Raw genomic sequence first — 21,712 nt, 5'->3', positions numbered from 1 at the left:
ACATGCCTCAGGCCGCACCCAAGACAGCCCCTGCCCTCGCCTTCGGCGGTGCCGAAGACGAACTCGCCGCGATGGCGCGGGAATGGTCGGCGGAACTTGCCGGTGAGCGCCGCGTCTCCCGGCATACGCTCGACGCCTACGCGCGCGACCTCGGCCAATTCCTCGGTTTCTTGCGCGAACATCACGGCGAGCCGCCGAATCTTGCCGCGCTCCGCGCCATCAAGCCCACCGACCTGCGCAGTTTTCTCGCGAGTCGCCGTGCCGCCGGCACCGGCAGCCGCTCGCTGCTGCGCCAGCTCTCCGGCCTGCGCTCCTTCGCACGTCATCTCGAACGCAAAGGCCTCGGCGAAGTCGCGGCGTTTTCTTCCTTGCGCAGTCCGAAAGCACCTCGCCGTCTGCCGAAGGCTCTCCCGGCCCAATCGGCGCGCGCGCTGGTCGATGTCGACTCCCGCGCTGGCGACACGCGGCCGGATTGGATTTTGGCGCGCGATTCCGCCGTTCTCGGCCTGCTCTATGGCGCGGGCCTGCGTATTTCCGAGGCCTTGTCGATCAAACGCCAGGACGCGCCGACCGGCGAAACGGATATCGTGACAGTCGCCGGAAAGGGCGGGAAGGTCCGCAGCGTGCCGGTGATCGCGCCGGTGCAGCGCGCCATTGCGCGCTATCTTTCGCTCTGTCCGTGGACTTTGCCGGCAAACGGCCCGCTGTTCATCGGCGCGAAGGGCGGCGCGCTGTCGCCGCGCATCATCCAACTTGCCGTTGCCGAACTGCGCGGCGCGCTCGGCCTGCCGGAGACGGCGACGCCGCACGCATTGCGCCATTCCTTCGCGACGCATCTTCTCGGCAAGGGCGGCGATCTGCGCACCATACAGGAATTGCTCGGCCACGCGTCGCTTTCAACGACGCAGATTTATACGGCGATCGATTCGGCTCGGCTGCTCGAAGCTTATCGCGGCGCACACCCCCGCGCCCGCTAACCGGCGCAAGCGGAACTATATCCCGACGGTTTCGTTAGTCCGTTTTTGTTCGAGGAGTCCGGAAACCTCGAAGGGGAGTCAGCGATGAGCGAATCGAAAGCGAAAGCCAGTCCGAAATCGGCCGAGTCGAAACCGCGTAACGAAGAGATTTCCCGCGATCGTCTGGCGCAACTGCTGAACGAGGACCTGTCGCGCGAATATCAGGCGATTATCGCCTATGTCGTTTATTCGCAGGTGTTGAAAGGCGCCGAATATATGAACATCGCCGATCAACTCGAACTGCACGCCAAGCAGGAACTCGATCACGCGCTCACGCTTTCGCGGCTCATCGATTATCTCGGCGCGATGCCGAGCGTAACACCGAAGCCCGTGCGGACATCCGAAAAAGCGAAGGAGATGTTACGTTTCGACCTCGACAATGAGAACGAAACGATCAGGAATTACCGCCAGCGCGTCCGCCAATGCGAACAGCTTGGTGAATACGCCATGGCCGAGCAGATTCGCCAAATTCTCGTGCAGGAGCAGGATCATCAGATCGATCTTGCGACCGCGTTGGGTGAGGACGTGCCGAAACTCGATACCGTGTAGGCGCTGCCAGACCGCTTTCAGGAAAAGTGGACACCGGTTTTCCGCCCGAAAGCGGTCTAGTCTGAATATTTGAATTTGAACGTTTTCATAACGCGAACCGGTATCCACTTCGCGTGAAAATGCTCTAGCGCGCCAGCGCTCGCTTGACGGCGACTTCAACCTCGATCTTCTGCTCGGGGGTCAGCGAATTGAGAATGCCATCGAGCCAGGCATCCTTTTCGCCTGCCGCGCTCGCCAGCAAATGCCATTTCATCGCTTCGACCACATCTTTTTGAATGCCGCGCCCCAGCGCAAGCAGCCGCGCCGCGCGATCTTGCGCGACGACGTTGTTTCGCGCCGCCGCTTTGAGGAAAAGCTTCGCCGCGGCCGCCTCGTCTTTGGCGACGCCAATTCCATTGAACAACATGATTGCATATTCGACTTCGGCTGAAACTTGCCCTTCATCAGCAGCCTGCTTCATCCATTCTGCCGCCATGACATCGTCTTGCGGCGCGCCCTTACCCTCGCGATAGAAGAGCGCCAGCGAATAAGCGGCGTCAGGCGATCCAAGCACCGCAGCGCGGCGGAAATAATCTGCCGCCTTGGGAAAATCCGGTTTTTTTTTCGGCGTTTCGAGCGCGAGCACGCCGAGATTATACAGCGCGCCCGGATCGTCCATTGCCGCAGCTTTGGTGAAGAGCGCCGCCGCGCCGTCACGGTCTTGCGGAACGCCGTTGCCGGTCAGCTTGGCGAGTCCGTAAAGAAAGATCCCTTCCCGGTCGCCATGCTCCGCCGCCGCCTTGTACCAAGCGGCCGCCTCCCGCGCATTTGTCACCACACCCATACCCTGGTCGAAAAGCTGACCGATCAGGGTCATCGCGGGGCCGTCGTTTGGATTGGCGGCCAGACGTTTGCGCGCTTCGCCCAACGCCGTGATGTAATAGCCACGCTGATAGGCGCCGTAGGCGAGATCGAGGTTGGGGTTGGCATTGGGATTCGGTTGAGGCAACGCCGGTGCCGGTTTCGCGATTGCAGGCGGCGCGGCAGGCGCTGAGGCGGGCTGCACCGCGTAAACCGGCTCTGCCGAAAATGCGAGCAGCACACAGCAGACCGAAAGCATCAGCCTGTTCATGCGCGAGATCGCCCGCGCGCCAGCAAATGATTTACGTCTGCGACCGCTGCGCCGGGGCCGCGCGGATCGTCCCATACCGCCGTTTCAAGCGCGATGAAGTCCGCGCCCAAATCGACGAACCCGGCGACCTCGGCGATCAGGTTGGCATAGGCGACGCAAGGAAGATTGAAGATCTCCGCCCACCAGGCGATGCGCTCGCGAGTTTCGCCAAAGGTCTGCGGCGAGTCGGGGCCGCCGAACATCAGATAATCCGCGCCCGATTCGCCCGCGACCATTGCATCATCACGACTGACGAGGCCGCCGACGCCGACGATATGATTGGGCTTCAGCGCTTTCAACGCAGCATCCAGCGCCTCACCCGGCGCAGAAATATGCACGCCATCAGCGTCGATCGCAGCAGCCAATCGCGCATCGCCGACGAGACAAGCGACGCCGCGCGGCTGCGCGAGCGCCAAAAGCTTTTTTGCGATGGCTTGGGCATCCGCCTGCGGATCGAAGCGCAGCAAAACGCAGGCGACATCGGCTGCCGCGAGAGCCGCCTCGAACGACACGGCAAAAGCCGCCGCATCAACCAGCGGCGGCGTAATCAAGTATAGGCGCGACGCGTCCTCGGACATCGGGAATCTTGCTTCAATGTGGCGCCAAAAGAGACGCGGCAAAACTCCTCGCCAAGAAATAGGGCGAAAGCGCGGTGGGCTCAGGACGTGTCGGATTTATCCGAAAACCGTTTCGCACTTTTCGGTCCGATGCTCAGGCCGCAGCTTTCTCGGCCGATTCTGACCACTGCCCGAGCGCGGCGAGACTGTTCATGTGAGCCCGATGGTTAAACGCCGCCTGCGCGGCGCCGACATTCGCCGGCTTGCCCGACCAAGCCTTTTGCGGCGCGGCCTGCAAGGCGCGGCCATAGGAAAAGGTCATCGGCCACGGCGGTGCGGCGCGCACGAGCGCGTCCAGATTGGCTGTCGCGTCAAAATCCGACTGGCCACCCGAAAGGAAGGCAATGCCCGGCACAGCGACCGGCACGCTGTTCTTGAACAGCCGGATCGTCGCCGCGGCGACCTCGTCGGGGCTTGCCCGATGACCGGATTTCATGCCCGGGACGACCATGTTCGGCTTCAACACGATGCCTTCGAGGAAAACGCGCTGCTCATAGAGTGCTGTGAAGACCGCGCGCAGCACGGTCTCAGTGACCTCGTAACAGCGATGCAGTGAATGATTGCCGTCCATCAGCACTTCCGGCTCGACGATCGGCACGATATTGGCCTCCTGGCAGAGCGCCGCGTAACGCGCGAGCGCGTCGGCATTGGTGAGGATCGCGCCCCGCGTCGGAATGCCGTCGGCGATGTCGATCACCGCGCGCCATTTCGCGAAGCGCGCGCCGAGATCGTAATATTCCTTCAACCGGCCAGCGAGCCCATCGAGTCCCTCGGTGATCGTCTCGCGCGGAAAACCCGGCAGCGGTTTCGCACCGGCATCGACCTTGATGCCCGGGAGGGAGCCAGCCTTTTCGATCAGGGTGACGAGCGGCGTGCCATCCACGGCTTTTTGCCGGATCGTCTCGTCGTAGAGAATGACGCCGGAAATATATTTCTGCATCGCCTGGGTCGAACGGAACAGCAATTCACGATAATCGCGCCGCGAGTCGGCGGTCGATTCGACGCCGATTGCGGAAAACCTTTTGGCAATCGTCGAAGAACTCTCATCCGCCGCCAGAATACCCCGCCCCGGGGCAACCAAAGCCTGCGCCGTCTGCGCGAGTTGCTGCTCGTTCACCGCTCTTCCCTATCGTTCGTGACAAAAATTCGGCGGCCGATTTAACGCCGCCGCGAATTAACCCGCAATGCCTCGACGCCCGGAAGCTCCTTGCCCTCCAGCCATTCGAGGAAGGCACCCCCGGCCGTCGAAATATAAGTGAAATCCTTGGCCGCGTCCGACTTGTTCAGCGCCGCGATCGTATCACCGCCACCGGCGATGCTTTCAAGCTGGCCGGACTTGGTGAAACGCGCCGCGACCTTCGCGATAGCATTCGTGCCGGCATCGAAGGGCGAAATCTCGAAAGCGCCGAAGGGGCCATTCCAGACGAGCGTACGGGCTTTCTCGATCAGCATTTCGACCCGCGCCGCAGACGTCGGCCCAATATCGAGAATCATGTCTTCGTCGCCAACCTCATCGATCGGGACGACACGCGATGGCGCACCGGCAGCAAACTTCTGCGCGACGACAGCATCGACGGGCAGGACGATCTCACAATCTTCCGTTGCTGCGTCCGCCATGATTTTGCGCGCGACGTCGGCCAGATCCATCTCACAGAGCGACTTGCCGATCTTCTTGCCTTGTGCGGCAAGGAAGGTGTTGGCCATGCCGCCGCCGATGACGAGAATATCGACGCGGCGCATCAGATTGCCGAGCAATTCAAGCTTGGTCGAAACCTTGGCGCCGCCGACAATCGCCATGACCGGACGAACCGGATGCGAGAGCAGATTGGTGAGGATTTCAAGTTCGACCTGCATCGAGCGGCCCGCAAAGGACGGCAACCGGCGCGCCAGACCTTCCGTCGAGGCATGGGCGCGGTGGGCGCAGGAGAACGCGTCGTTGACATAAACATCACCCAGCGCGGCGAGTCTGTCGAGGAACGCTTCGTCGTTTTTCTCCTCGCCGGCATGAAAGCGCGTGTTTTCGAGCAAGAGATATTCGCCGTTCTTCAGCGCTTCGACGGCCTTCTCGGCTTCCGGGCCCACGCAATCCGCGGCGAAGGCGACGGGCCTGCCGAGCCGCGCCGACAGTTCCCCGACGACCGGCCGCAGCGAATATCTTTCTTCCCGGCCCTTCGGGCGGCCGAGATGCGAAAGGATGATGACTTTCGCCCCTTTCGCCGAGATCTCCTGCAGGTTGGGCAGAATGCGATCGATGCGGGTCGCGTCCGCGATCTTGTCGCCATCCATCGGTACGTTGAGATCAACGCGGATCAGGACCCTTTTCCCAGCCAGCTCGGCATCGTCCAAAATCGGAAAAGGTGAAAGCGGTGCAGTCCGTGTCATCCAAGTTTCCCCATCGCCACTGCCGTATCCGCCATCCGGTTGGAAAAACCCCATTCGTTATCATACCACGAGAGGACACGGACGAACGTGCCGTCGATGACCTTGGTCTGATCGACATGGAATATGGATGAGTGCGGATCGTGATTGAAATCGATTGAAACGTTCGGGCTGTCCGTGAAGCTGAGGATGCCCTTGAGCTGCTGCTCCGCCGCGCGTTTGATCGCATCGGTGATTTCGCCGGGCGTTGTCGTGCGCTTGGCGACGAATTTGAAATCGATCATCGACACGTTCGGCGTCGGCACGCGAATTGACGAACCATCGAGCTTGCCCTTGAGCTCGGGCAGGACGAGACCGACGGCCTTCGCCGCGCCGGTCGTCGTCGGAATCATCGAAAGAGATGCCGCACGCGCTCGGTAGAGATCCTTGTGCAGCGTGTCGAGCGTCGGCTGATCGCCAGTATAGGAATGGATCGTCGTCATGAAACCGTGCTCGATGCCAATGGCGTCGTTGAGCACTTTGGCGACCGGCGCCAAGCAGTTTGTGGTGCAGGAGGCATTCGAAACGACGCGATGCTCGGGCAAAAGCTTATCGTGGTTTACGCCATACACGACTGTCAGATCCGCTTCATCGGCTGGTGCCGAAATAAGAACGCGCTTGGCTCCCGCCTTCAAATGCGCCGAGGCTTTCGCCTTCGACGTGAACACGCCGGAACATTCGAGCACAATGTCGACGCCGAGCGCGCTATGCGGGAGTCCAGCCGGGTCGCGCACTGCCGTTACCTTGATCGGGCCGCGGCCAATGTCGATGGTGTCGCCATCGACTTTCACCTCGCCCGGGAAACGCCCATGCACAGAGTCGAAACGCAAAAGATGCGCATTGGTTTCGACCGGACCCAGATCGTTGATGGCGACGACGTTAATATCCCGGCGTCCGGACTCGGCAATGGCCCGCAGAACATTGCGGCCGATGCGTCCAAAGCCGTTGATTGCAACATTCACCACCATAAACGTCCGCTCCTTTTGGGCGCATAAAGCGCAGGCCTAGGTTGGCGCCATCTTGTTATGCAGATGAGCGCCGGTTTGGAAGTCAATTCGTCTGCAAATTGTCCAATCGATTGTGATTCGCCGTACTCACCGCCGACAAAATGGGCCGTTGTGAGATAAATATGAAAATTTTTCAGATAGTTAAGATCGAGGGCAGTCGCGGATCAGGAAGATTTCGTGCATTGTGAACTGCCGCGGGTTTCATCAATCTTCCTCCGTATCAACGCGCGGGCAGAGCCGCGCCGCCCCTAAACATGCCAAGGTGGGTTTTGTTTCGCCTAAACTGCCACGCCCAAGTTATTGGCAATTGGTCGAAACCAAATTGCTGCACCGCACGCAACGCCGCCGCGTAGAAAGCCCGTCGCATATCGTTTAAGTATCGGTTCGTCCACGTGAATTGACTGTGAATAGGTTCGCGCCAGCGTTGACGCGGTAAATGAACCGGCGCCTAATCAGCAATTCGTGGATTAGAATTCGATGACGAGTGCCAATCGACTAGACCATGCGCTGAAGCGCCTTACAGTTGCATTGGATCAACTTGAGGCGGCGACCGAACGCCGTTTGAAAACGGCCGCCCAGCGCACCGATATCGAAGAAGAGTTTGCGGTCCTGCAGGATGACCGTGCGCGGCTCGCCGTTGAGCTTGACGGCGCTGTCGCGCGCTCGCAATCTCTGGAACTGGCCAATAACGAGGTCGCGCGCCGGCTTGCGAAGGCGCGTGAGACGATCGAAGAGATGATATCGCACGTCGTGATGTAAGCGTCTGTGGGGGTATGCGTCATGGCTCAAGTAACGGTTACCATCGCCAAGCACGTTTACAGGGTCGCCTGTGGCGAGGGCGAAGAAGCACATCTGCAAGGTCTTGCCCGGCAAATTGACCAGCGGATCGAAAAGCTCAAAAAGGATTTCGGCGAAATCGGCGATCAGCGGCTGACCATCATGGCCGCCATTACGATCGCCGACGAACTCGTCGAAGCCAAGCGCCGGATCACTGAACTCGACGTCGAAATTCTCAATCTCACGTCGAAAGAGACTGACCGGACGAGTGAGCGCGACGAATGGGCGGATCGGCTGGCCGATTCGATCGGCGAGACGGCCGCGCGGGTTGAGCGCGTGGCGCAGAATCTCAACACGCTCAGTCGCAGCTAGGCGGTTTTTCAGGCAGAATGATCGACGGCGCCGCGAGTCGTGGCGCCGGAGCGGCGGTGCCTGACATCATGCCTCAAAAAAAAGTCTTCACCATCGCGCCGGGCGCGCCGTTTCTTGAATGTTTTGTCGGTGCGCTGCTCGACGGCCGAATCGTCGCGGGTTTTTCCCGCGCCCTGAGCGCTCTTGAACTCGCCGATGCGACGATCTATGTGCCGACACAACGTGCGGCACGCGCACTTGCCGACGAATTCGCTCGCGCGCTCGGCCGCCCCGCCACCCTCCTGCCCCGCATCCTGCCGCTCGGCGGCCTTGAGGCGACGGAGAACGATTTAATCTTCGCAATGCCCGGCTTTGCCGCGCCGGATACGAGCCTGCCTCAGGCCGCCAACGACATCTGGCGTCGGATGCAGCTTGCGCATCTCGTCCATATCTGGGCGAAAGCGCTTCAGGGCGCCGTCATCTCGATCGACGCAGATGGCCGGCGCGACGCAGACCCGCGCGAACCATGCCTCGTCGGCACCTCCGCCGCAGACGCTTGGCATCTCGGCGGCGAGCTTGCCGCGCTGATCGACGAGATGATCATCGAGGATGTCGCCTGGGCGCAGCTCGATCCGCTCGTCCTGCCCGACTTCGATCAATATTGGCGCATCACGCTCGACTTTCTGAACATCGCGATCGGCGAATGGCCGAAGATTTTAGCCAGCCACTATCTGATTGACGCGGCACAGAGGCAGGTTCTGCTGGTCGAGGCGCAAATCGCGCAAATCCAGGCCAGGCAGACCAAAGGCCCGATCATCGCGATCGGCTCGACCGGCACCAATCGCGCCACCGCGCGCTTGCTGGCCGCGCTGGCCGCCGCGCCCAATGGCGCCGTCGTCCTGCCGGGCCTCGATCAAAATCTTGATGAGACGGCCTGGCGACAGATCGGTTCGACAGATGTCGGCGATCCCGGCTTTGGTCATCCGCAAGCAGCGTTGCGCCGTTTGCTATCGATGCTCGGCGTGTCGCGCGCCGAGGTGACGGAGCTTGGCGAACCAACACCGTTGGCCGCCGCCCGCGCGCGAGTCGTCTCCGAAGCCCTACGCCCTGCCGACACGACCGAAGAATGGACGCGCTTTCGCGCGTCGCCGGCCTTTTCGCAGATAGATGCGGCGCTCGAAGGCCTCAGTCTCATCGAGGCAGCGGACGAGCGCGAGGAAGCCTTGGCGCTCGCCATCGTTCTACGCGAAGTGCTGGAGACACCAGGCGCGACCGCGGCGCTGGTGACGCCCGATCGGGATCTCGCCCGCCGGGTCGGTGCGGAACTGACGCGTTTCGGAATCGAGATCGATGATTCGGCGGGCGAACCCCTGAACGCCAGCGCCACCGGCAGCCTTGCACTCCGGGCGATCGACACCGCTGTGCGCGGCGAAGGCGCCGATCTTGTCGCCCTGCTCGGCCATCCGATGACACGGCTTGGACTCGCGCGGGAAGAAATTCTCGAACGCGCGCCGCTGTTCGAGATCGGCGTCCTGCGGCAGGAGCGCCATGCCGCGACATTTCCAACGCAAGCAGCGGCCATCGCGGCCTATCGCAAAGACTCGCAAAGCCCCTTCGCACATCCGGCGCAAAAGGCGCTCGACGACATTGATTGGACGAAAATCGCCGACCTGCTTGACCGGCTCGAAGCGGCACTGGCGCCGCTCAAGGCCGTGACAGGCACGCAAGACTTGCAGACATGGATCGGCGCGCACCGTGCCGCGCTCACCGCCATCGCGGGTGAAGGCGGCCTGCGGGGCGACGATGCGATGGCGCTCGAAGACCTTTTCGACGAGTTGATCCAGGCGCAGGCGCCGGAACTGCGCTTCGATGCGCAGAGCTACGGCATCTTTCTAGCACAGGTGATGGGCGAACGTGTGTTGCGTCGCGCCCGGCGCACGCATCCGCGGCTCAAGATTTTCGGCCTGCTCGAAGCCCGGTTGATGCCGGCGGATGTGATCCTGCTTGGCGGGCTCGACGAGACAGTCTGGCCGCCGCAGGCGCAAAGCGATGCGTTCCTCAACCGCCCGATGCGGCAAGCGCTCGGCCTGACGCCGCCAGAGCGGCGCATCGGCCAGACGGCGCATGATTTCGTCATGGCGATGGGGCACGAGCGCGTCATCCTCAGCCGCGCCAAAAAACGCGACGGGACGCCGATGGTCGAATCGCGCTTCGTGCAGCGGCTCGCGGCTTTGGCGGGCGATGCTTTCAAAGTCTGCCGCAACAAAGGCGAACATTATCTCGATCTCGCCCGCGCGCTCGATCGCCCGCACGCTGAAGTACCGCCGATCAAACGCCCGGCGCCGAAACCGGCCCTCGATCTGCGCCCACAGCGTCTCAGTGTGACGCGGATCGAGACATTGCGGCGCGATCCTTACGCGATCTATGCCGAATTTTGCCTGAAGCTGCGCGAACTGCCGCAACCGGCGGAGATCGGCGACCGGCGCAGCATCGGCAACTTTTTACATTCGGCTTTGGAAGACTTCGGGCGGCTTTATGCGATTGGTGCGTTGCCTGAGGACGCGGCGACAATCTTCACCGAAATACTTGATGCGAAATTCAAGGACGAACGGGCCGATCCTGACTTCGCCGCTTTCGCCTGGCCGCGCTTGCAGGCGGCCGCCGCCTTCTATCTCGACTTCGAATCTCGCCGCCGCCCGATGCTGACGAAGATCGATGTCGAAAACAAAAGTACGATCAATATCGTGCTCGGCGATGGCACATCGTTCACTTTGTCGGCCACGGCCGATCGGATCGAGCATCATGGCGACGGCAGCGTCAGCCTCATCGATTACAAGACCGGCACGCCGCCCAGCGTGAGTGAAGTGCGTGTTGGCTTCGCGCCGCAATTGACGCTCGAAGCGGCGATGGCGCGGCGCGGCGCTTTTGAACTGGCGCATGGGATTGAGGTCGCCGAAGCGATATATGTGAAGCTCTTTTCGCGCGATGGTGGCGCCGAGCGGCCGCTCATATTCAAGAACCCGCCCGAATCCCTGGCCGAAATTTCGGAAAGGCATTTCAACGAGCTTCTCGCGCTGTTGAATCAGTTTCGCGATCCGGCGACGGGCTATCCGGCGCGGCCCTACCCGAAATTCGCCGCACGCTACAATGCTTACGATCATCTCGCGCGCGTCAAGGAATGGGCCGCAAGCCGCGAGGACGGCGCGTGAGGGCGGTTCCGAAACACGTCACCGATTTGCAGCGGAAAGCATCCGATCCTGCGGCCTCCGTCTGGGTTTCGGCCAATGCCGGGTCGGGCAAGACGCATGTGCTGGCGCAGCGTGTGCTGCGGCTTCTGCTCGACGGCGTGCCGCCAGCGAAAATCCTGTGTCTCACCTTCACCAAAGCGGCGGCGGCCAATATGGCTGAGCGCGTCTTCAAGGCGCTCTCCGACTGGACAGCCCTCGACGATGTTGGGCTCGCCAAGGCGCTCGCCGAGATCGGTGCACCGAAGATCGATGCTGGCGCGCTGATTTTCGCGCGCCGTCTCTTCGCCCGCACCGTCGAGACGCCGGGCGGCCTGAAGATTCATACGATCCACGGCTTTTGCGAACGGCTGCTGCATCTCTTCCCGTTCGAGGCCAACGTGCCGGGGCGCTTTGAGGTGCTGGACGATCTTGGCGAAGCCGAATTGCTGGTATTGGCGCGGCGCGAGGCCCTGACGCGAGCGGAACGCGACGGCGGCGCGCTCGGCGCGGCGCTGAAGACGCTCGCCACAGAGACCTCTGAAGACGAATTCAGCGTCCTGCTCAGGGAAGCGATGAAATATCGCGAACTATTGCGGCATCACGATTCGGACCGTGCCGCGCGCGAACTCGCCGGTGCGCTCGGTGTGTCCGACGGTACAAGCGTCACGACGATCGAAACCGAAATGATCGAAGGCGGCATCGGCCCGGCGCGCTGGCGCGAATTCGCGGAATTTCTTCGTGAGGGTCTTCCGACCGACCAAGAGAAAGCTGATCTGTTGCTTGCGGCGTTAGCCGCACATCAGCACGGCAAACTCTCGGATTGCCTTGAAGCTTTTTTGGAAATTTTCTTCACGCAAAAGGGAGAGCCGCGAAAAACATTGCTGACGAAGACGCCGGCCGTCAAGCGCCCCGACCTCGCCGATGCACTTTTGCAAGAACGGGAAAGGCTGGATCGCCTCCGCGCGCTGCGCAAAGCCGCTGCGTGTCTCGAAAAGTCAGTCGCACTGACGGCACTCGTCGCGGCGATCTTCGCCCGCTACGAAGCCGCGAAGGCGCAGCGCGGAAAATTGGATTTCGACGATCTGATCGATCGCACGCTGGCGCTTTTCGAGCGCTCCGATGCGCGCTGGGTTCTCTACAAGCTCGATTCTGGCATCGACCATATTCTCGTTGACGAAGCGCAGGATACGAGCCCGGCGCAATGGCGCATTCTCGAACATCTCGCGAGCGAATTCTTCGCCGGTGCGGGCAGCCGCAGCCAGACACGGACCTTCTTCGCCGTCGGCGACGAGAAACAGTCGATCTTTTCTTTTCAAGGCGCGGCGCCGGATATGTTCCACGCGATGCGTGAAAGCTTTGCAAAGAAATTCCAGGATGCGGAGCAGACGTTCGAGAACGTGCAACTGAAAACCTCGTTCCGCTCCGTCCCTGCTGTTATCGACGCCGTCGACCGCGTATTCGCGGCAGAAGCCCATCAGCGTGGCCTTGTCTCGGCCGATGTGTGGATGGGACATGAATCGCTGAAACAATCATTGCCCGGCCTGATCGAAATCTGGGAGCCGGTGAAGGGCGAGGAGCGCGAGGAGCGGGAAGATTGGAAATTGCCGCTCGATCTTCTCGACGAGAGCGATCCCGCGAATGTACTTGCGGGCCGTGTCGCGAAAAAGATCGCCGCGCTGATCGCGCCGAACTCCGGTGAGCGCGTCTATGACACGAAGCTGGAGCACTTCCGCCCCATCACGGCGGGCGACGTGCTGATCCTCGTGCGCACGCGCAATGCGCTCTTTGATGCCATGATCCGCGCGCTGAAACAGGCGCGCGTGCCGGTGGCCGGTGCCGACCGGCTCGATCTCCTTGCCCACATCGCGGTGATGGATCTGATCGCTGCCGGTCATGCAGCCTTGCTGCCGCAGGACGATCTCACGCTCGCCGCCGTGTTGAAGTCGCCGCTGATCGGCTTCGACGATGACGACCTGTTGCGCCTTGCGCCGAATCGGAAAGGCTCGCTGTTTGCGGCGCTTGGCCAATCCGGCGAGGCCAGGGATAAAGCGGCCTACCAGACCATTGCGCGTTGGCGTGCGCGGACAGCAGGGACGGCTTTCGACTTCTACGCGCGTCTGCTCTCCGAGGACGGCGGCCGCCGCGCGATGGAAGCAAGGCTTGGCCCGGAAGCCTGCGATGCCATGGATGAATTCGTGCGCCTTGCCCTGCGCGCGGAAAAGGATGGCACCCGGTCGCTGCCCGCGTTCCTCGCCGAGATTGAAAGCCTCGAACTCTCGATCAAGCGCGATATGGAAGCCGCCGTTGACGCGGTGCGGGTGATGACCGTTCATGCCGCCAAAGGACTTGAGGCGAAAATCGTCTTTTTGCCGGACACGTGCGGCGCGCCGAGTGCCCGGCATGACGCGAAAATTCACCTGCTTCCGCTGCGCGAATCGGACGGCAAAATTCTCGCCTGGTCGCCGCGCAAGGATGACGATCCTGATGCCGTTGTCGAGGCGCGGCAGACGGCGCGCGACGAGGCCGAGAACGAACATCGCCGTCTGCTTTACGTCGCGATGACGCGGGCTGAGGAGCGGCTCTACATCAGCGGCTTCTATCGCAGGAACGAGCCGAGCGCGCTTTGCTGGGGCGCGATGATCACAGCGACGCGCAGCGATGCTTTTGTCGACATGCCAGCCTTCTGGGACAAGGACGAGACGATCTGGCGTTACGAGGCGCCCGGCGAAGACGGACCTTTTATCGATATCGCGGCAGCGGCCTCCCGAACGGAAGCACCGCTGCCCCCCTGGCTGTTGACGCGCGCGCCGGCTGAGACCTCGCCCGCACCACCATTGCGGCCATCGAGCGCCTTGGCGGCTGGCGAACCCGACCTGCCGCCGCCGAGCGCCGAGCGACACGCGGCCTTGGCCCGCGGCCGCCTCGTACATACGCTCTTGCAATATCTCCCGGATGTTGAAGCAGGGCGGCGGCGGACGGCAGCGGAGGCTTTCTTGCAGGCGCGGGCGCCGGACTTCGACGAAACGGCGCGCGGCACCCTTATCGATCAGGTATTGGACGTCCTCGAAATGCCGTCACTCGCGGCGCTGTTCGGCCCGCGCACCCGCGCCGAGGTCGGGATTGCCGGGACGGCGAGCTTGCCCGACGGAAAGACCCGCGAAATTTTGGGCCAGATCGACCGGATCGCCGAATCAGAGGCAGAGGTGATCGTCGCGGACTACAAGACCGGCACGCCCCTTGCGGCCGAGGCGACGCCGGAAAACTATCTCACGCAAATGGCACTCTATCGCGCCGTGCTCGCGCCCCTCTGGCCGGGCAAGCGTCTACGGATGCTGATGATCTGGACGGAGGGGCCGGCGATCGTCGAGCTTTCCGCGCTGCAACTGGATGCGGCATTGGCAGGGCTGGCCTGACGAAAAGGCGCCTCGGCTTGACGGCTTGGGCCCTGCTTCCTACTTTCAATTGACGAAAACTGCGCGAATTTGGTCTCGCAGCCAGCGTTCAAGAGGCGCCCCTATGGCCACCGTTAAAGTTACCGATGCCACGTTCAAAACCGAGGTCGAGGGCGCGTCCGAGCCCGTCGTGGTCGATTTCTGGGCGGAATGGTGCGGCCCCTGTAAGATGATTGGTCCCTCGCTCGAGGAAATCGCCGAGGAAATGAAGGGCCAGGTCAAGATCGTGAAGCTCAATGTCGATGAAAACCCGGGCGTCGCCGGTGCTTTCGGCATTCGCAGCATCCCGACCCTGCTTCTCTTCAAGGACGGCAAGCTCGCGCAGCAGAAGGTTGGCGCCGCGCCGAAGGGCGAGTTGAAGAAATGGATTGCTGCGGCCATCTGATCCCGCCGCTTCTGTCCCGGGCTAGCCAAAGGACCTCGCGAGAGGTCCTTTTTGCTTGCGGGTTCAGAGTATTTCCGAGCGAACGCCGATGACCTATGCGGTCAAGGAAATCTATTACACGCTGCAGGGCGAGGGCGCGCAGGCGGGCCGCGCCGCCGTCTTCTGCCGCCTTGCCGGCTGCAATCTCTGGTCCGGCCGCGAGGTTGACCGCGCCGAGGCGCAATGCCGCTTCTGCGATACGGATTTCGTCGGCACAGACGGCCCCGGCGGCGGTAAATTTGCGGATGCCGAATCGCTGGCTGCTGCCATCGCGGCCGAATGGCGGGGTGAGAAAGCCAACGCCCTCGTTGTCTTCACCGGCGGCGAGCCGTTTTTGCAGCTCGACGAATCCTTGATCGCAGCCATGCATGCAAGGGGATTTTCCTGTGCGGTCGAGACGAATGGCACGCTCGCGCCGCCGCCCGGCCTCGACTGGATTTGCGTCAGCCCCAAGGCAGATGCGCCTCTGGAACTCAAAACCGGCGACGAATTGAAACTGGTTTTCCCCCAAGACGGCCTCGACCCGGAAAGCTTCGCGGGGCTTGCCTTCCGGCATTTCTTCCTGCAACCGATGGATGGGCCGGCGCAGGACGCCAACATCCAGCAGGCGGCGGCCTATTGTCTGGCGCATCCACGCTGGCGCCTGAGCCTGCAAACCCACAAGCTCATCGGCCTACCCTGATTTGAGACCATGAAGATCACACAGGCTTTTTCATTCGAGGCGGCGCATTTCCTGCCCAAGGTCGCGCCGACGCATCGCTGCCGCAACCTGCACGGCCATTCCTATCGCGTCGAACTCAGGCTCGAAGGGCCGGTCGATGCGGAGAGCGGCTTCGTCGTCGATTTCTTCGCCATCGAAAAGGTCTTCGCGCCGCTGCATGCGCAGCTCGATCATCATTGCCTGAACGAGATCCCCGGCCTCGAAAATCCGACCGCGGAAAATATCGCGATCTGGATTTACGAGCAAATCAAGCCGACCTTCCCCGAACTCTCCGCCGTCATCGTCTTCGAGACGAAGGATTGCTGCGCGGAATATGAGGGGCATTAGCCCCACATTCTTTTACGCAATCGTATCGACCACGCCGCCATCGACGCGCAGCGCCGCGCCCGTTGTCGCCGACGCTTGCGGCGAGGCGACATAAACAACCAGATTGGCGACTTCCTCGACGCTGGCGGCGCGCTGGATGATCGAACTCGGCCGATGCTTTTTGACGAAGGCGGCCGCCGTCTCTTCGACCGATCCGCCGTCGCTCGACATCTTTTCAAGGAAATCGACGACGCCTTCCGACAGGGTCGGTCCCGGCAGCACAGAATTCACCGTCACGCCCGTGCCGGCGGCGCGCTTGGCGATGCCGCGCGCGATGGAAAGCTGCGCCGTTTTGGTGAAGCCGTAATGGATCATCTCGACGGGAATGTTCAGGCCAGATTCCGAGGAGATGAAAATCACGCGCCCCCAATTGCGCGCGATCATGGCCGGCAGATAGGCGCGCGTCAGCCGCACACCTGACATGACATTCACGTCAAAAAAGCGTTGCCATTCGGAATCGGGAATCTCGAAGAAATCCTGCGGATTGAAGATACCGACATTGTTGACGAGAATATCCGCCGACGAGACAGCCTTAACCAGCGCGTCGCAGCCCGCGACAGTGCCGAGATCGGCCACAACGCCTTGAAGCTCAGCCTTCGGCGCTGCCTTTTTCAACTCGCCCAAAGCCTCGTCCACCGCCTTCTGGCCCCGCCCGTTGACGACGACACGCGCGCCGGAGAGGGCCAAGCCCTTGGCGACGGCGAAGCCGATGCCGCGCGTCGAGCCGGTCACAATCGCGCTCTTGCCAGTTAGATCGATCAGCAATTCTCTTCTCCGTCGGACGTTGGGTTTCGAGCCCGATTTAGGCGCTCTTGTCGCCCCGCGCTATAGAGGATGAACGCAATTTGTTCGAGGCACGCCAGTGACGTCCGAAAAAGCCGAAGATGCGCCAATGCACGGGCTGGTGAGCCTGCCGGTTTTCTTCAAGCTTGCCGGCCGCCGCGTTCTCGTTGCGGGCGGCAGTGCTGGCGCGGCCTGGAAGGCGGAGCTGTTGCAGGCCACGGGCGCGCATGTTGCCGTTGTCAGCGCCGCGCCGGGCGAAGACATGCGTGTGCTGGCGGCACGAACTTCAACGATAACGCTTGTCACGCGCGATTGGACCGAGAGCGATTTCGCTGATGTCGCCTTGGCCATCGGCGATTTCGCGACAGAAGGCGAAGCTGCGCGTTTTCGTGACGCGGCCCGGCGCGCGCGTGTGCCCATCAATGTCGTCGACAAGCCGAACTATTGCGATTTCCAATTTGGCACGATCATCGATCGATCGCCGCTCGTCGTCGCGATTTCAACGGCTGGCGCGGCGCCGGTTTTTGCGCTGGCGCTGCGCGGCCGCATCGAAGCGCTGCTGCCGCAAAGTCTCAAGACCTGGGCGCAAGCCGCGCAGACGTGGCGGCCCAAGCTGGGCGATGCCGAATCGCGGCGGCGCTTCTGGGAGCATTTCGTGACGCGCGCATTGGGTTCGCGTGCGCCGAAGCCGCATGATTTTGACGAATTGATTGAAGCGGCTCAGCGTGAAACGGAAACGCAAAAGACCACAATCGCCTGTCTCGCAATCACCTCCGGCGACCCGGAGCTTCTGACGCTGAAAGCGCTAAGGCTTCTACAATCCGGAGAAGTTGTTTTCTACGATGCCGGCATTGCGCCGCAAATCGTCGGAATGGCACGGCGCGAATCCGCCAGAATCCGCCGCGACGCGCGCGACGACGTCGCCGCGTTAATTCTTGCCGAAGCGCGCAAAGGCAAACGAATGGTCTGGCTCGCCGCAGGCGAACCGGACGATACAATCGTCAAAGCTCTTAATGCGGCAGGATTTGCAATCGACTCATTCGACACCTGAGCCCTGTCGCCAGCGCGACAGACCTGTTTTCAAGAATGGATTTAGACAGCCGTCGGACGCAGACGGCGCGAGGGTTTGCGTTCGACAATGACGGTCCGCGTCACGCCTTCGCGGCTCGGCGCCACGACGACGCGTGCCGCCCTGGCGTTCTTTGGCGCCTTGAGAACCTCAGTGCGCACGGCATCGATCGGCAAGTCCATGAAACCCGCCGCAATTTCGATCTGCTCGTCCAGTTCGTCGGAAAGCCCTTGCGCCGCCACCATCGCCTCTTCAAGCGTTGGCGGGTCACGCCTTACACGGCGCGAACCATATTTCGTTGCCCAAATCTCAGACATGTCTTCCGTTATTCCAAAAATGCCGGCGGACAGGTACTTCGCAGCCCGGCTAGGCTTTTATTAGCCCCGTCGCCACATCGCAGCAAGACATTGGCCCGCGACATTTCGTGATCAATCGCACATCATAGTTTTGAATGTTTAAAGACAAGCGCGCGAAAAAGCCTGAAAGGCGCGTGCGCGATGCGAGAGCGCCGGCGAGCCATCGGCGGGAATGGCTTGCTTCTCATCCATCATCATTTCGCCGAAGGTCCGCGTCAGTCCATCGGACAGGAATATCGGGTCATAGCCAAAGCCTTTCGTCCCGCGTGGCGGGAAGACGAGCGTGCCATGCACCTTGCCTTCAAACACATCGCAAGCGCCGTGCGGCCAGGCAAGCGCCAGAACGGAGATGAAATGCGCCCGGTATGGCGGCGCGGCGCCGGTTTCCGCGACCGCCGCTTCGACCTTTTTGATCGCATTTGCGAAATCGCGCGCGCCGCCCGGCTCGATCTCGGCCCAGCGCGCTGAAAGCAGACCCGGTGCGCCGCCAAGCGCATCGATGCAAAGGCCTGAATCATCAGCAAGCGCCGGAAGCCGCGCGGCATCGGCCGCGGCGCGCGCCTTCAATTCCGCGTTTGCGGCAAAGGTCGCGCCGGTTTCTTCCGGCTCTGGCAAGCCAAGTTCGGCCGCCGATACCGCCTCGATACCATAGGGCTTTAGCAGCGCCTGCATTTCCCACAGCTTGCCGCGATTATGCGTGGCAATAACGAGCCGTCCGCTCAAGCGCTTCGACATCTTAGGCGATCGCCAGCTTCTGCAAGGCGACGAGTTCGGTGATGCCCTTGCGGGCGAGGCCCAGCATCGCGCCAAAGTCGGCCTCGCTGAAGACCGCCGCCTCCGCCGTCGCCTGAATCTCGACGAGCGCGCCCGTCCCGGTGATAACGAAATTCGCATCGGTCTGTGCAGCACTGTCTTCGGCGTAATCGAGATCAAGTACCGCTTCGCCATTCGAGATGCCGCATGAGATCGCAGCGACATGATCGCGCAATGGAGTCTCTTTCAGGATCGAACGCGAATGCATCCATTTGAGGCATTCGCGCAGCGCCACCCAGCCGCCAGTAATCGAAGCAGTGCGCGTGCCCCCGTCGGCTTGCAACACATCACAATCGATGGTGATCTGGCGTTCGCCGAGCATTTGAAGATCGGTAACGGCGCGCAGACTGCGGCCGATGAGACGCTGGATTTCCTGCGTTCGGCCGGAGGGTCGGCCCGCAGCGCTTTCGCGACGCGTGCGTGTGTGTGTAGCACGTGGCAGCATGGCATATTCCGCCGTCACCCAGCCGCGGCCTTGTCCGCGCAACCATTGCGGCGGCTTGTCCTCAAGCGAGGCTGTGCAAAGCACATGCGTCTCGCCGAATTTTATGAGACAGGAGCCCTCGGCATAGCGCGCAACATTGCGCTCGATGACCACTTGCCGCATTTCATTCGCCGCACGCTGAGAAGGACGCATCAAATTTTTAACCTGAGCCATTGGGAAAAACGGCCCTTTGCTTAGGCGGTTCGGCCAACCTATGCAACTGCGGCCAAATTGGCGTTTGCAAATGGCTCATGGAGATCGCGGAACCATCGCTGCGACGCCACGTTTCGGCGGGGTGATGCGCCACCAACCCGCATGGGGCATATCTGCTACTAAGCAGGAGATGCAAGATGAGACGTTTTCTCTTCACGAGTCTGTTCGCGGCCACGGCCGCGATTGGCAGCGGCCCAATGGCTTACGCGCAGCGTGCCTGTGTGCCCGTTGCTGCGGCGCAGGTGCAATTCGAGATGGCGACCCAGCAGGCCGGCGGTACCGCGATCGCTTTGTCTGGCGACCAAGCCGAGCGGTTCCTCGATTACATCAACGACAATATCGGTCAGCACACAGAATATTGGGGCGACGGCGTTCTTGTGACCCGTTTCCCGGCTCTTGGCTATGACGCCATGGCGATCGTCGATGACGGCTGTGTCGACGAGAGCAAGGCGATCCGCCTTGATCCAGCAGATACCGCCGCAGCGCTGCAGCACGCAGACCAAGACTCGTATTGATAATGACAAAGCACCGCTCGGGCTGCACGCCCCGGCGCGCAGCCCGGCTCTGGATAAGCCGCCGATCTGCCTCTAGAATGAGCGCAGATTCGGCGGCGAGTCGTGCCTGCATCTCTGCCTCGCCATACACTCATCCAATGCCGGGGCGAAAATGAAACCGCATCTCTTCAGAAGCCTGCTCGCTACGGCTTGTTTCGCCGGCCTCGTTGGCACATCGCAGGCTGGCGCTTTGCGCTGTGAGCCGGGTATGGTGGATAGAATGCGCGTGGCCGTTGCAGCGGCATCGGCACCGAGAGGCACGATTTTCTTGACGGACGAGAAGGCGGAGCGATTCCTGGCCTTTTTGAATTTCAACCTTGGCCAGCACATGGACAATTGGGCGCAAGCCGTCATCGTCCAGCATTATCCCGGTTACGGGTTTGACGACGTTTCTCTCGTCAACAACGATTGCATCAGCGGAACCCTCCGTCTCCAATCACGCGCGACGCGGGTCGCTGTGGAGGCGGCGGAAAACCCTTTCCCGCCGTACCCGTAACCATCAGGCCCAATCGACGCCGGTGAGTTCGACCGTCTCCGCCCAGAGCGCGGCGGCGACACCCATGTCCTGCGCCGCGGCCGACGTCTTGGCGATCTTGTTCTTGACGAAATATTCGCCGGTGACATTCGCGACGTCCGGCGACGAAGCGAGATAAACAATCGTTTCCGCGCCCTTCTCAGGCGAAATAGCGAATAGCTGAAGCGCCTTTATGACCGGCTGAATGATGCCGCCGCTCTCATGCCCGAAACGGGTTGCGACGACGCCGGGATGCAGGCAATTCGCGGTGAGGCCCGTGCCGCGCAGCCGCCGCGCGAGTTCACGCGTGAAGAGGATATTTTCGAGCTTCGAGCGGCCATACGCCTTGAGGCTCGAATAGCCGTTCTTTGTCTGCAAATCGCCAAGATCGATCTTCATGCCGCTATGTGCGGTGGACGATGTGCTGACGATGCGCGCGGGGGTCGAGCCCAGCAGCCTCTCACGCAACCCCGCCGTAATCACGAAATAGGAAAGATGATTGAGCGCGAAGGTCAGCTCAAAACCTTCCGCCGTCACCTGGCGCTGCGCGAAAGCCGCGCCGGCATTGTTGATGAGCACATCAATACGCGGCTCGCTTGCGGCAATTTCCGCCGCGACACGCTTCATCTCCGCGACGAGCGAGAGGTCGGCGTAATGAACCTTATGCGGCAACCCTGGCGCCTTGGCATCGAGCTTCGCCAGTGTCGCCTCGCCACGATTGCGATCCCGGGCTATGAAAACGATCCGTGCACCTTTGCCGGCGAGTTCGAGCGCGGCAACTTCGCCGATGCCGGACGTGGCACCGGTGATTACAACAGTTTTACCTCGCATGATCGCACCTCGGGTAACGC

22 protein-coding genes are annotated in these 21,712 nt (G+C 61.7%); 12 read left to right on the top strand and 10 right to left on the bottom strand.

Features of this window, described 5'->3' with window-relative positions; genetic code table 11:
* Positions 1–71: 71 nt before the first annotated feature.
* Positions 72–977, top strand: a complete 906-nt coding sequence (locus WDN02_RS09095; protein WP_337294903.1) for a tyrosine recombinase XerC — start codon at positions 72–74, stop codon at positions 975–977.
* Positions 978–1,061: 84 nt separating this feature from the next.
* Positions 1,062–1,565 (top strand): ferritin-like domain-containing protein, encoded by a 504-nt coding sequence (locus WDN02_RS09090; RefSeq protein WP_337293185.1) that lies wholly within the window; start codon positions 1,062–1,064, stop codon positions 1,563–1,565.
* Between the two features lie 124 nt (positions 1,566–1,689).
* Here the strand turns inward: WDN02_RS09090 and WDN02_RS09085 are convergent, their stop codons facing one another.
* From WDN02_RS09085 to gap, 5 genes are all read right to left on the bottom strand, one after another.
* Entirely contained in the window at positions 1,690–2,676 is a 987-nt protein-coding gene (locus WDN02_RS09085; protein WP_337293184.1) for a tetratricopeptide repeat protein, read from the bottom strand.
* Positions 2,673–3,293 carry a thiamine phosphate synthase gene (locus WDN02_RS09080; protein WP_337293183.1) on the bottom strand — a complete coding sequence of 207 codons (621 nt, stop codon included), beginning with the start codon at positions 3,291–3,293 and terminating at the stop codon, positions 2,673–2,675. The genes WDN02_RS09085 and WDN02_RS09080 overlap by 4 nt, the downstream gene beginning before the upstream one ends.
* Positions 3,294–3,426: 133 nt before the next feature.
* Positions 3,427–4,449, bottom strand: coding sequence for a class I fructose-bisphosphate aldolase (locus tag WDN02_RS09075; protein ID WP_337293182.1), 1,023 nt, complete (start codon positions 4,447–4,449; stop codon positions 3,427–3,429).
* A gap of 41 nt (positions 4,450–4,490) precedes the next feature.
* Positions 4,491–5,714, bottom strand: coding sequence for a phosphoglycerate kinase (locus WDN02_RS09070; RefSeq protein WP_337293181.1), 1,224 nt, complete (start codon positions 5,712–5,714; stop codon positions 4,491–4,493).
* Positions 5,711–6,718 carry a type I glyceraldehyde-3-phosphate dehydrogenase gene (gene gap, locus WDN02_RS09065; protein ID WP_337293180.1) on the bottom strand — a complete coding sequence of 336 codons (1,008 nt, stop codon included), beginning with the start codon at positions 6,716–6,718 and terminating at the stop codon, positions 5,711–5,713. Before gap ends, WDN02_RS09070 begins: the two co-directional genes overlap by 4 nt.
* 516 nt (positions 6,719–7,234) lie before the next feature.
* Here gap and WDN02_RS09060 point away from each other — a divergent pair.
* The 7 genes from WDN02_RS09060 to queD all read left to right on the top strand — a co-directional run bounded on the left by WDN02_RS09060 (position 7,235) and on the right by queD (position 16,036).
* Positions 7,235–7,516 (top strand): DUF4164 domain-containing protein, encoded by a 282-nt coding sequence (locus WDN02_RS09060; protein WP_337293179.1) that lies wholly within the window; start codon positions 7,235–7,237, stop codon positions 7,514–7,516.
* A 21-nt stretch (positions 7,517–7,537) separates the two neighbouring features.
* Positions 7,538–7,906 carry a cell division protein ZapA gene (locus tag WDN02_RS09055; protein WP_337293178.1) on the top strand — a complete coding sequence of 123 codons (369 nt, stop codon included), beginning with the start codon at positions 7,538–7,540 and terminating at the stop codon, positions 7,904–7,906.
* A gap of 68 nt (positions 7,907–7,974) precedes the next feature.
* Positions 7,975–11,094, top strand: coding sequence for a double-strand break repair protein AddB (gene addB, locus WDN02_RS09050; protein ID WP_337293177.1), 3,120 nt, complete (start codon positions 7,975–7,977; stop codon positions 11,092–11,094).
* On the top strand, positions 11,091–14,525 hold the full coding sequence (addA, locus tag WDN02_RS09045; protein ID WP_337293176.1) for a double-strand break repair helicase AddA: 3,435 nt from the start codon (positions 11,091–11,093) through the stop codon (positions 14,523–14,525). The genes addB and addA overlap by 4 nt, the downstream gene beginning before the upstream one ends.
* Before the next feature lie 103 nt (positions 14,526–14,628).
* Positions 14,629–14,949 (top strand): thioredoxin, encoded by a 321-nt coding sequence (trxA, locus tag WDN02_RS09040; protein WP_337293175.1) that lies wholly within the window; start codon positions 14,629–14,631, stop codon positions 14,947–14,949.
* Between the two features lie 88 nt (positions 14,950–15,037).
* Positions 15,038–15,670 carry a 7-carboxy-7-deazaguanine synthase gene (queE, locus tag WDN02_RS09035; protein WP_337293174.1) on the top strand — a complete coding sequence of 211 codons (633 nt, stop codon included), beginning with the start codon at positions 15,038–15,040 and terminating at the stop codon, positions 15,668–15,670.
* Positions 15,671–15,679: 9 nt separating this feature from the next.
* The gene (queD, locus tag WDN02_RS09030; RefSeq protein ID WP_337293173.1) at positions 15,680–16,036 is read left to right on the top strand and encodes a 6-carboxytetrahydropterin synthase QueD; all 357 of its coding nucleotides are present in this window, start codon (positions 15,680–15,682) and stop codon (positions 16,034–16,036) included.
* A 12-nt stretch (positions 16,037–16,048) separates the two neighbouring features.
* Here queD and WDN02_RS09025 read toward each other — a convergent pair whose 3' ends face one another.
* On the bottom strand, positions 16,049–16,840 hold the full coding sequence (locus WDN02_RS09025) for an SDR family oxidoreductase (protein ID WP_337293172.1): 792 nt from the start codon (positions 16,838–16,840) through the stop codon (positions 16,049–16,051).
* Positions 16,841–16,937: 97 nt separating this feature from the next.
* Between WDN02_RS09025 and WDN02_RS09020 the strand changes: the two genes are divergently transcribed.
* A complete protein-coding gene (locus WDN02_RS09020; RefSeq protein WP_337293171.1) occupies positions 16,938–17,909 on the top strand; it encodes an NAD(P)-dependent oxidoreductase in 972 nt (323 codons plus the stop codon).
* Between the two features lie 41 nt (positions 17,910–17,950).
* Here the strand turns inward: WDN02_RS09020 and WDN02_RS09015 are convergent, their stop codons facing one another.
* The 3 genes from WDN02_RS09015 to rph form a co-directional block, all read right to left on the bottom strand.
* A complete protein-coding gene (locus WDN02_RS09015; RefSeq protein WP_337293170.1) occupies positions 17,951–18,244 on the bottom strand; it encodes a hypothetical protein in 294 nt (97 codons plus the stop codon).
* Positions 18,245–18,382: 138 nt separating this feature from the next.
* The gene (gene rdgB, locus WDN02_RS09010) at positions 18,383–19,018 is read right to left on the bottom strand and encodes an RdgB/HAM1 family non-canonical purine NTP pyrophosphatase (protein ID WP_337293169.1); all 636 of its coding nucleotides are present in this window, start codon (positions 19,016–19,018) and stop codon (positions 18,383–18,385) included.
* Position 19,019: 1 nt separating this feature from the next.
* Positions 19,020–19,733, bottom strand: a complete 714-nt coding sequence (gene rph / locus WDN02_RS09005; protein ID WP_337293168.1) for a ribonuclease PH — start codon at positions 19,731–19,733, stop codon at positions 19,020–19,022.
* 197 nt (positions 19,734–19,930) lie between these two features.
* Here rph and WDN02_RS09000 point away from each other — a divergent pair, with 197 nt between their 5' ends.
* Entirely contained in the window at positions 19,931–20,308 is a 378-nt protein-coding gene (locus tag WDN02_RS09000) for a hypothetical protein (RefSeq protein WP_337293167.1), read from the top strand.
* 151 nt (positions 20,309–20,459) lie between these two features.
* Positions 20,460–20,843: a hypothetical protein gene (locus tag WDN02_RS08995; protein ID WP_337293166.1), complete on the top strand. Its 384-nt coding sequence runs from the start codon at positions 20,460–20,462 to the stop codon at positions 20,841–20,843.
* 3 nt (positions 20,844–20,846) lie between these two features.
* Here the strand turns inward: WDN02_RS08995 and WDN02_RS08990 are convergent, their stop codons facing one another.
* A complete protein-coding gene (locus tag WDN02_RS08990; RefSeq protein WP_337293165.1) occupies positions 20,847–21,692 on the bottom strand; it encodes an SDR family oxidoreductase in 846 nt (281 codons plus the stop codon).
* Positions 21,693–21,712 lie beyond the last annotated feature (20 nt).

Origin of the sequence: Methylovirgula sp., from assembly GCF_037200945.1 — a bacterium.
Classification (GTDB): Bacteria; Pseudomonadota; Alphaproteobacteria; order Rhizobiales; family Beijerinckiaceae; genus Methylovirgula.
The sequence above is the reverse complement of the archived record's forward strand: the minus strand, read 5'-3'. Positions and strand labels throughout refer to the sequence as shown.